The sequence below is a fragment of the Roseomonas rosulenta genome, from assembly GCF_016106005.1.
GTDB classification, from domain to species: domain Bacteria; phylum Pseudomonadota; class Alphaproteobacteria; order Acetobacterales; family Acetobacteraceae; genus Neoroseomonas; species Neoroseomonas rosulenta.
The window spans coordinates 1-10,038 of sequence record NZ_JACADR010000162.1 but is presented as its reverse complement, the minus strand read 5'-3'; the positions used below and the strand labels follow the sequence as shown (position 1 = coordinate 10,038).

General features: G+C 72.5%; 11 protein-coding genes. 5 read left to right on the top strand and 6 right to left on the bottom strand.

All coding sequences use genetic code 11. From position 1 onward, the window contains the following. Positions 1-856 (bottom strand): Bug family tripartite tricarboxylate transporter substrate binding protein (locus HW578_RS17460; protein WP_198371891.1); only part of this gene is annotated, 856 nt, incomplete at its 3' end. Positions 857-1,078: 222 nt separating this feature from the next. On the opposite strand from HW578_RS17460, the gene HW578_RS17455 reads away from it, so the two are divergent. Beyond that, the gene (locus tag HW578_RS17455) at positions 1,079-2,419 is read left to right on the top strand and encodes a replication-associated recombination protein A (protein WP_198371890.1); all 1,341 of its coding nucleotides are present in this window, start codon (positions 1,079-1,081) and stop codon (positions 2,417-2,419) included. Here the strand turns inward: HW578_RS17455 and HW578_RS17450 are convergent, their stop codons facing one another. The 3 genes from HW578_RS17450 to HW578_RS17440 form a co-directional block, all read right to left on the bottom strand. Beyond that, complete coding sequence (locus tag HW578_RS17450) at positions 2,420-3,085, bottom strand: YopT-type cysteine protease domain-containing protein (RefSeq protein WP_198371889.1); 666 nt, start codon at positions 3,083-3,085, stop codon at positions 2,420-2,422. Between the two features lie 306 nt (positions 3,086-3,391). Then, positions 3,392-3,562 carry a hypothetical protein gene (locus HW578_RS17445; protein WP_198371888.1) on the bottom strand — a complete coding sequence of 57 codons (171 nt, stop codon included), beginning with the start codon at positions 3,560-3,562 and terminating at the stop codon, positions 3,392-3,394. Positions 3,563-3,897: 335 nt separating this feature from the next. After that, positions 3,898-4,563, bottom strand: a complete 666-nt coding sequence (locus HW578_RS17440; protein WP_198371887.1) for a hypothetical protein — start codon at positions 4,561-4,563, stop codon at positions 3,898-3,900. Positions 4,564-4,626: 63 nt separating this feature from the next. Here HW578_RS17440 and HW578_RS17435 point away from each other — a divergent pair, with 63 nt between their 5' ends. Continuing rightward, complete coding sequence (locus HW578_RS17435; protein WP_408906253.1) at positions 4,627-5,013, top strand: fluoride efflux transporter FluC; 387 nt, start codon at positions 4,627-4,629, stop codon at positions 5,011-5,013. Here HW578_RS17435 and HW578_RS17430 read toward each other — a convergent pair. After that, a complete protein-coding gene (locus HW578_RS17430; protein ID WP_198371885.1) occupies positions 5,003-6,112 on the bottom strand; it encodes a 4-oxalomesaconate tautomerase in 1,110 nt (369 codons plus the stop codon). The genes HW578_RS17435 and HW578_RS17430 overlap by 11 nt on opposite strands. 109 nt (positions 6,113-6,221) lie before the next feature. On the opposite strand from HW578_RS17430, the gene HW578_RS17425 reads away from it, so the two are divergent. Beyond that, entirely contained in the window at positions 6,222-6,791 is a 570-nt protein-coding gene (locus HW578_RS17425; RefSeq protein WP_198371884.1) for a hypothetical protein, read from the top strand. 63 nt (positions 6,792-6,854) lie between these two features. Here HW578_RS17425 and HW578_RS17420 read toward each other — a convergent pair whose 3' ends face one another. Then, positions 6,855-8,135, bottom strand: coding sequence for an MFS transporter (locus HW578_RS17420; protein WP_198371883.1), 1,281 nt, complete (start codon positions 8,133-8,135; stop codon positions 6,855-6,857). 128 nt (positions 8,136-8,263) lie between these two features. Between HW578_RS17420 and HW578_RS17415 the strand changes: the two genes are divergently transcribed. Both HW578_RS17415 and HW578_RS17410 read left to right on the top strand, forming a co-directional pair. Then, positions 8,264-9,238 carry an RluA family pseudouridine synthase gene (locus HW578_RS17415; protein ID WP_198371882.1) on the top strand — a complete coding sequence of 325 codons (975 nt, stop codon included), beginning with the start codon at positions 8,264-8,266 and terminating at the stop codon, positions 9,236-9,238. 10 nt (positions 9,239-9,248) lie between these two features. Continuing rightward, the coding region (locus HW578_RS17410) for an AsmA family protein (RefSeq protein WP_198371881.1) at positions 9,249-10,038 on the top strand (790 nt) is incomplete at its 3' end.

Here is a 10,038-nt window from a genome sequence, read left to right as displayed (position 1 = left end):
CCTCGGCGGCGGGCAGCAGGCCGAGCGCATCGAGCCGCGAGCGCAGCGCGGGCTGGCCCACCGCGTCGGCGGCCGCGGCCGCGATGCGCGCGATGACCGGGGCGGGTGTCGCGGCCGGCACGAACAGGCCGAGCCAGTCGCCGATCGCGTAGCCTTCCAGGCCCTGCTCGGCCACGGTCGGCACCTCCGGCAGCGCCGGGAAGCGCGCGGCGGAGGAGACCGCCAACGCGCGCACCCGCCCGTCGCGAATCAGCGGCGCGGCCAGCGCCGGGGAGGTGAAGCCCATCGGCGTGTCGCCGCGCAGCAGCCCGGCGACCTGGTCGGCGCCGCCGCGATAGGGAATGTGCTCGCCCTGGATGCCCGCGCGGCGCAGCAGCTGCGCCATGGCGAGGTGCACACGCGCGCCGATGCCGACACTGCCGTAGCGCGCCCGGGCGGGGTCGGCACGCAGCGCGGCCAGCAGCTCGGGCAGCGTCGCGGCAGGGAATTCCGCGCGCACCACCAGGACCAGCGGCAGCGTGGCGAGCAGCGTAACGGGGGCGAGGTCCCGCACATAGTCGAAGGACAGGCCGCGCAGCAGGAATGGGTTCACCGACTGCCCGCCGGAATCGATCAGGATGGTCGCGCCATCCGGCGCCGATTGCGCGACGTATCCGGCGCCGATCGCGCCCGAGGCGCCGGATCGATTCTCCGGCGTGACGGTCGCGCCGAGCAGCTCGCCCATGCGCGGGGCGATCAGCCGGCCGAGGATGTCTGTGGACCCGCCGGGCGGGAAGGCGATGACCAGGCGCGCCGGGCGGTCCTGCGCAAGGGCGGGGGTGGCGAGGGGAAGGGCGAGGAGGATGCGGCGGAGCATGGCCGTCGCCTTGCCCGGCGGCGTGGCGGCGTCAAGTGATGTTGCGGTTGCCGCACGGCGGGCGGCGATCCCGGCGCGCAGGGCGCCGAGCGCTGCGGCACGCGCCCGCGCCCGATCCGCGGCCGCGGCACCTGCGGGCGTTGCGGAAGGCGCAGCCGTGCAGATGCTGGCATGCGTGCGGCGGCATTGGATGGACGCGGCTTTGCGGGGCAAGATCGCGGCATGGCACGCCCTCCTGCCCATGCACCGGACCTGTTCGGCGAGAGCCCGTCATCCGCGACCGAAGGCAGTGCGGGCCGCCCGCTCGCCGACCGCCTGCGCCCGCGCGTGCTGGCGGAGGTGGTGGGCCAGGATCACCTGCTCGGCGAGGACGGCGCGATCGCGCGCATGCTCGCGCGCGGCTCGCTCGCCTCGCTGATCCTGTGGGGCCCGCCGGGGGTGGGCAAGACCACCATCGCGCGGCTGCTGGCCGAGGCCGCGGGGCTACGCTTCACCGCGCTCTCGGCCGTGTTCTCCGGCGTGGCGGATCTCAAGCGCGCCTTCGACGAGGCCCGCGCGCGGAAGTCGAACGGCCAGGGCACGCTGCTGTTCGTGGACGAGATCCACCGCTTCAACCGCGCCCAGCAGGACGGCTTCCTGCCGGTGGTCGAGGACGGCACCGTGACCCTGGTGGGGGCAACCACTGAGAATCCGTCCTTTGCGCTGAACGGCGCGCTGCTGTCGCGCTGCCAGGTGATGGTGCTGAAGCGGCTCGACGATGCCGCGCTCGAGCTGCTTCTGGCGCGCGCCGAGGCGGAGACCGGGCGCAAGCTACCGCTGGACGACGCCGCCCGCGCCACGCTGCGCGCCATGGCCGATGGCGACGGGCGCTACCTGCTCAACATGGCGGAGCAGTTGTTCGCCCTGCCGCCCGCGACGAAGCCGATGGACACCGCGGCGCTGTCCACGCTGCTGGCGAAGCGCGCAGCGCTGTATGACAAGGACCGCGAGGAGCACTACAACCTCATCTCCGCGCTGCACAAGTCGATGCGCGGCTCCGATCCCGACGCGGCGCTGTATTGGTTCGCGCGCATGCTGGTGGGGGGCGAGGATCCACGCTTCATCGCCCGGCGCCTCACGCGCTTCGCTGCCGAGGATATCGGCATGGCCGATCCGCGTGCGCTGCCGCTCGCGATCGCGGCATGGGAGACGTATGAGCGGCTCGGTTCGCCCGAGGGCGAGCTGGCGCTGGCGCAGCTGGTGGTGCACCTCGCGACCGCGCCCAAGTCGAACGCGGTGTACGCCGCCTTCGGCGCGGCGATGCGCGCGGCCAAGGAGACGGGTTCCCTGATGCCACCCGCGCATATCCTGAACGCGCCGACGAAGCTGATGAAGGAGATCGGCTACGGGTCGGGCTACGAATACGACCACGACGCGGAGGAAGGCTTCTCCGGCCAGGACTACTTCCCCGAGGGGATGCAGCGGCAATCCTTCTATCGCCCGACCGACCGCGGCGCCGAGGCCGCGATCGGGGAACGCATGGCGCGCTGGGCGGAGTTGCGGCGCCGGCGCAGGCGCGGCTGATCAGCCGCGGCGCACTTCGAAGGCCCCGACATAGCGCACCGCCACGAAGTCGCGTTCATAGGCTTCGAGGAACGCGCCGAGGAACTTGACGCCGTCGCTGGTGGAGACCCGGTACTCGCCCATGTTCGGGTCGAACAGGTAGAAGTGCTTACCACCCAACAGAGACCCGTGAGACGAATAGGAGGCGACGCAATGTGCCGCGTTGCCTGTATTGGTCGCGAGGCCGATGTTGAAAAGGCAATACGACCCGGTCTCGCTCACCGTGGGCCAGATCGCCGCGGCATCGCCAGCCGCGCCGCCACCCCAGACCTTCAGCGCGGTGTTCGGGACGATCCGCAGGACGTAGGCGCGCAGGGCTTCGCCGTACATCACCTCGCATTCCTCACCGAAATTGGTGCCGGATACGCCCGAGGCGACGTGGATGTCCTGCGTCTTGCCGCCCCAGCGGAAACCGGCACCGGTGTAAAGCGCCTTCGAACGCTGGTCGGCGGTCTCGTCATGGAACATCATGCGGCGCGCCGCCCAGATCATGGACAGCCCGGTGCAGATGCCTTCCCGCTTCCCGTCTGTCAGCGGCGCGTTGTAGAGCGCCTGGAAGGTCTGGTCGTTGCCAAGGACGTCGCCCTGGTCCATTGAGAACGACTTCTTGTAGCCCGTCACTTCCATCGCGGTGTCCTCCTGCCGGCCCGAAACCTAGTCGGACAGTTCGCTGCCGGCAATGATCGGCGAACGTCACGACAGGCGACACCTGCAACGTTTCACATCATTGTCGCCCCTGCCGGTTGCTCTCGGTGGCGCGCCGTGCGCGCCATCGAGAATCGGGGGCGTCTGCCGTCAGACCAGGGGCTCCCATGCGGCGCCACGGGCCTCCCCGCCGTGCGGCGGACGGCGAGGTCCCGGCGGGATCGCGCCCGGCGCGCCTTGTGGTGCCGAGCACCAGGGCCTGGCGCCCGGCCCGTGGGGTCCCGCAGCTCAGCCGGCCGCGCCACGCCCGCCCCAGACGCGCGCCGGGATGAACACCTCGCCGCTCAGGATCTTGCGCGCGGTGCGCAGCGTCCCCCCGCCCAGCACCTCGACCGCGTCGTTGCCGGCGCGCCGCGCGGAGATCACGGCCTCCATCTGCCCCGTGGGATGCTCGATCACCACCGTCTCGCGCTCGTTCGGCCCGATCCGCGCGAGGCCCTACGCGACGGTGCCCGGCAGCATCGCCGCGGTAGCGATGCAGATGCCCCCGGGTCACCGCCATCGCCTCGTGGCAGGCGAGCGGCGTGAAGTAGCGCGCCGCGATCCCCTCCCCGCCTGGCGGTTACGCCACCACGGCGAATCTCGGCATCACATTGCCCGCCATGTTGCCCATGCCCGTGGCGGCGGCGCGGCGAACAGTCCGCGGCCGGTCAGAAGGCAGCGCACAGGAGGAACTCCGGCGCTAGCGTCGATGACGGGCAGCCCTGGCCCTCACGGAGAGCCTGCGCACCGGATCATCCGCGGTCCAGTTCGACCGAGCAGACATGATTGATGCCCTGGAAGGCGTTCGCATAGGACTCGACCCAGCCCTTCAGATACGCGGGGGCCTGGTCAGTGCCGACGCGGTATTCGCCCATGTTCGGGTCGAAGTGGTAGAAATGGCGGTTGCGGCCCAAGGTGCCGTGGGACGTGTAGGACGCGGTCCAGTGCCCGACGGACGATCCCCTGTCGGTCAGCCAGATGTAGTGCAGCACATAGGAACCTGCATCGCGCGCGGGAGCCCACATCAGGTCTGCGTCGCCAGCGGAATCGGAATGCCGCCCCTCGGAAATCGTCGCCGGCAATATCCGCAGGACGTAGGCACGGAGGGCCTCGCTCAGCATCGTGTCGAGGTAGTCCCTCCACCCGGTGCCGGCGGCCGGGCTGTCGTTGTGGATGTCCTGTGTCCGCCCGCCCCACCTGAAGCCCGGGCCGCTGATCAGGCTCGCGGCTCGCTGTTCGGCGCTCTCGTTGTGGAACATCATCCGCCGCGCGAGCCAGATCAGCGAGAGGCCCATGCAGATCCCGCCGCGCTTCGCGTCCGAGAGCGGGGCGTCGAAAAGCGCCTGGAATGTCTGGTCGTTGCCCAGGATGCCGCCCTGATCGAGGGAGAATGACTTGGTGTAGCCAGCAACTTCCATCGCAATTCTCTCCTCGGTGCGCGGACGCTAGCGGCGGGCGTCGCACCGCGCAATGGCCAGGCGGTGTCCGTGCAGGCGAGGAGGACGAGGGTTCACACCATAGGCGCTGATGATCGTCGCGGCGGGGGCGCGTTGGGGTCGGCGCTGCGCTGCGCCGTGTCGCTTGCGAGCCTCGCGCTGTTCAGCGCCGGCTTTCCCCGGGAAATGCTCGCGGTGAACATCCTGGGCAGCCTCGCGATCGGTGCGGTGGCCGCCCACGGGATCGGCGGCCCTGCGCGGCTGCCGCTGGTGCCGGGGCTGCTCGGCGGCTTCACCACCTTCCCGGCCTTCTGCCTCGAGACGACCTTTCTCCGGCACTGCTTGCCCCGGCTGGCGCTGCTGCATGTCGTGCTCAGCGTCAGGCTCGGCGCCGCAGCCTACATCGCGGGGTTCCGGCTGTTCAGGCGGTAGCGCGGCCGCCCCAGACACGCGCGGGGATGAAGACCTCGCCCGCCATGATCTTGCGCGCGGTGCGCAGCGTGCCGCCGCCCAGCACTTCCACCACGTCGTTGCCGGCGCGGCGCGTCGTGATCACCGCCTCCATCTGTCCGGTGGGATGTTCCAGAACCACCGTCTCGCGCTCATAAGGCCCGATCCGCGCAAGGCCGTGCGCCACCGTGCCCGGCAGCATGGCCGCGGTGGCGATGCAGATGCCCCCGGTCACCGCCATCGCCTCGTGGCAGACGAGGGGCGTGAAGTAGCGGGCGGCGATGCCCTCCCCGCCCGCCGGTTCGGCCACCATCGCGAATTTCGGCATCACCTTGCCCGCCACATCGCCCATGCCCATCGCGAGGCCGGCGGCGCGTCGGATCGCCTCGATGCGCGCCATGAAGTCGCGGTCGGTGTCCAGTTCCTTCGCGGATTCCCGCGCCGTCTTGCCGAGATCCGCCGCGCGCGCGATCACCACCGGCATCGCGACGTCAAGGCAGGTGACGGCCACCCCCTCGATGACATCCTGCGCATGGCCGGTGGGCATCAGCCTCCCCGTCGCCCCGCCCACCGCATCGGCGAAGTTCAGAACCACGGGCGCGGCGGTGCCGGGCACGCCGGCGATGGCGGTGTCGCCGTCGTAGGTCACCTCGCCGCCCGGGGTCTGCACCACCGCTTCGATCAGCGCGCCGGTGTTCACGGCGCGGATCATAACGGAGGTCTCGCCATCCCGCGCCGGCACGAGACCATTCTCGATCGCGAAGGGGCCGATGCCCGAGAGCATGTTGCCGCAGGTCGGCCCGAAATCGACGAAGGCCTTGTCCACGGAAACCTGCGCGAACAGGTAGTCGACCTGCTGCTTCTCCCCGGCCTTGGCAGGAGAGACGATGCAGACCTTGCTGGTCAGCGTGGTGGCACCGCCCAGCCCGTCGATCTGCCGCGCATCGGGCGATCCCATGGCGGCGAGCAGCACGCGCGCGATGTCCTCGCGGCTGTCGGGCAGGTCGGCCGCGAGGAAATACGGGCCGCGGCTGGTGCCGCCGCGCATGAAGGTGCAGGGGATGGCGGTCTGGCGAGGCATGGGCGCAGGATAGGCGCCACGTGGCGTGCCGGCCAAGGCCGGGCGGCGTGACGCGGCGCACGGCGCGGCGGACGCCGGCCGCGCCATTCCTGCAGCACGGAGGTCCCGCATGAAGCCGATTGCCATCCTTGCGCTGCTCCTGGCCGCCATCGCCGTGCCGGCGCGCGCGCAACCCGCGCTGGCCGCCTGCGCCGACGAGCGCCGGCCCGCCGCCGCACGCATCGGCTCCTGCACCGAGGCGCTGCGTCTGAATCTGCCCGATGCGGCGCGCGCCGAGGCGCTGCGCCATCGCTCCGACGCCAGGATGAGCGTGGCGCTGTCGGCCAGCGAAGCGCGCACGCGCGCCGGCGCCGACCCCGAGGCCAGCCTGCCGCCCGCCGATCTGGACCCCGCGTTGGAGGACATCCGGGAATCGCTGCGCATCGCGCCGCATGCGGAGGCGCCGGCGCGGCTCGCCACCATCTGGCTGTGGCGCGGCGACATCTCGCCCGCCGCACGCGCCGCCTTGCTGCGTCGCGACGAGGAGGGCGTTCTGGCCGCGCTCAGCGAAGTCATCACCGCCCGCCCGCGCAACTGGGCGGCGCTCATGATGCGCGGCGCGCAGCGCACCCTGGCCGGGCTTCCCGGCGCGCAGGAGGACATCGACGCGGCCTGGCGGCTGCTGTCCGCGCCGCGCTGAGCCAGCGCTTTCGCGGCAAGCGGGCCCCGTCAGCCCCCCGAGCCGCGCGCCCGCACTCCCCCCTCAGGCCGGCCGCGGCGACGCCGGCTGCGCCTGCCGCAGCGCAAGCACCACCGCGCCCGCCAGCACGCTGACCAGGCCCACCGTCACGAAGGCCGGCAGGTAGGTGGCGACCGCATCGCGCCAGATGCCGGCGAACAGCGCCGAGGTGGCAGAGCCGAGCTGGTGAGCCGCGAAGATCCAGCCGAACACCACCGCCGCCTTCTCGGGTCCGAAATGCTGCGCCGTCAGCCGCACCGTCGGCGGCACCGTCGCCACGAAATCGAGCCCGAAGAACACCGCCCAGAGCGTGAGCGTGAACATGTCGAAGCTGCCGAATGGCAGCCAGACCAGCGATAGCCCGCGCAACACGTAGTAGCACGCGAGCAGCGTGCGGTTGTCGACGCGGTCGCTGAGCCACCCCGACCCCACCGTGCCCAGGAAGTTGAACACCCCCATCAGCGCCAGGTAGGAGGCCGCGGTGACCGCCCCGACGCCGTTGTCGGCGCAGAAGGGGATGAAGTGCTGGCTGACGATCCCGGTGGAGGACAGGCCGCAGACGAAGAAGGTGCCGGCCAGGATCCAGAAGGCGCGCGTCGCCGATGCCTCGGCCAGCAGATTGAGGCTGATGGCCACGGCGTTGCCCTTGGGCGGCGTCGTGGGCCGTACCACCGCCGCCGCGCCGAAGGGGGCGAGGCCGAGATCCGCCGGCCAGTCGCGCGCGAAAAGCACGTAGAGCAGAGAGCAGACGCCAAGGCCGGCCACCGCCGGCAGCACCGCCATGCGCCAGCCCTGCACCTCCGCGAGCGCGGCCGCGGCCGGCAGGAAGCTGAGCTGCCCCGCGGCAAAGGCTGCGGTCAGGATGCCCATCGCGAGCCCGCGCCGCTCCGCGAACCAGCGGTTCACCACCGTGGCCGAAAGCACCAGCGCCAGCATCCCCGCCGCCAGGCCGAGCACGCCGAAGGCCACCCAGACGTGCCAGGGCTCGGTGGCGCGCGTCACGCCCAGCACGCACAGCGTGGCGAGCCCGGTGCCCGTCACCACCATCCGGCGCAGCCCGTAGCGCAGCAGCAGCGCGCCGGCGAAGGGCGCGGTCACCGCGAAGAGCAGGAACATCAGCCCCATCGCGCCGGAAACCTCGCCGCGGCCCCAGCCGAGGTCGCGCGACATCGGCAGGATCAGCACCCCCGGCAGGCTCACCGCCGCCGAGGTGCAGATCGAGACCAGGAAGGTCAGCGCGACCATCACCCATCCATAGTGGATGCCATGGCGCGCGAGGCGCGGCGCGAGTGCGGCGGCGAGCATGGGTCATCCTCCGGCTCGGTTCCCCGAAGCGGCGCATCAAACGCCGCCCCCCGGCGCGCGGCAAGCACTCCGCGCCGCCCGTGCCCCCGCGCGTGGCACCCCCCGCCCGGGCGCGTTAGTATGTCTCCATGCCCGTCACCACACGCACCGTCTGGGCGTCCGAGCGCGACACCCGGCTCGACCGCTGGTTCCACCGCCACTTTCCGCAACTGACGCAGGGGGCGCTGCAGAAGATGCTGCGCACCGGCCAGATTCGGGTGGATGGCAAGCGCGCGGAAGCGAACACCCGCCTGATGGGCGGCCAGCAGGTGCGCATCCCGCCCATGCCCGAGGGCCAGGCCCCCAAGGCCGAACCGAAGCCGGTGGACCCGCAGGAAGCGGCCGCGCTGCAGCGCCTGGTGATCTACCGGGACGACAGCGTGATCGCGATCGACAAGCCGCAGGGCATGCCGGTGCAGGGCGGCCCGGGCATCGCGAAGCACATCGACGGCATGCTGGATGCGCTGCGCTTCGGCAGCGAGGAACGCCCGCGCCTGGTGCACCGGCTCGACCGCGACACCACCGGCGTGCTGGTGCTGGCGCGCACGCCCGCCGCCGCCGCCGCCCTGGCCCGCGCCTTCCGCGGCCGCGACGTGCAGAAGACCTACTGGGCCATCGTGGTCGGCCGCCCGCATCCGCTGGAAGGGCGCATCGACATGGCGCTGGCGAAGCAGGGCGGCGCGCAGGGCGAACGCACCGTGCCATCGGATGCGCGGGACGCCACGCGCGCCGTCACGCTGTATCGCATGGTGGATTCCGCGCAGAAGCGCGCGGCCTGGCTGGAACTGACGCCGCTGACCGGGCGCACCCACCAGCTGCGCGTGCACTGCGCCGCCGCGCTGGGCTGCCCCATCCTGGGCGACGGCAAGTACGGCGGCGCCGCGGCGCATCCGGACGGCTTCGGCGACCGCACGCTGCACCTGCATGCCCGCGCGCTGCACCTGCCGCACCCGGATGGCGGCGTGCTGGAACTGGCCGCGCCCCTGCCGCCGCACATGAAGGAGACCTTCGCCTTCCTCGGCTTCGACCGGCCGCGCACGCCGCCCTGCCGGCGCCGGGCCTGAGGCACGGCCGATGCGCGCGGTGAAATGGGCGGTGGCGGGGCTGGCGGGCCTGGCCCTGCTGGCGGGCGGCGGCGTCTATGCGCTGATGGCGGCGGTGGATGCCGGCAGCCTGACGCCGCGCATCGCCGCCGCCATCGAGGGTGCGACCGGCCGCGCGGCGAGCCTCGGCGCGGTCTCGCTGCGGCCCGGCCTGGTGCCGCGCATCGCGGTGGAGGGCGCGGCTCTCGCCAACCTGCCCGGCGGGACGCAGCCGGAAATGGCGCGCATCCGCCGGCTCGAGGTGAAGGTGGCGCTGCTGCCGCTGCTGCGGGGCGCGGTCGATATCCGCGCCATCGCCATCGAGGGTGCGGAGATCCTGCTGGAGCGCACGGCCGATGGCGCGCCGAACTGGGTGTTCCGCGCCGCGCCGCGGCCGGAGGCGCCCTCCCCCGTGCCGGCCACCGCCGCGCCGGCGCCGCGCCGCAGCCTTGCCATCGCCGAGGTCACCCTGACGGACAGCCGCATCGCGCTGCCCGATCCGCGGCTCGGCACGCTCGCAGTGGCCGAGGCGCGCCTGACGGGCTTCGGCAGCGGCGGACCGGTCGCCTTCGCCGGTGACGTCGCGCTGCACGGCGTGGCCGGGCGCATCACCGCCGAGACGGGCGCGCTGCCGATGGCGGCCGAGGCCCCCTGGCCCTGGCGCGCCACGCTCGCGCTCGGCCCGAACCGCATCACCGCCGAAGGGCGGCTCGGCGAACCGATGGCGCTCACCGCCGCGGTGCCTGAACCGGCCCGGCTGCGGCCGCTGGCCGAGGCGCTCG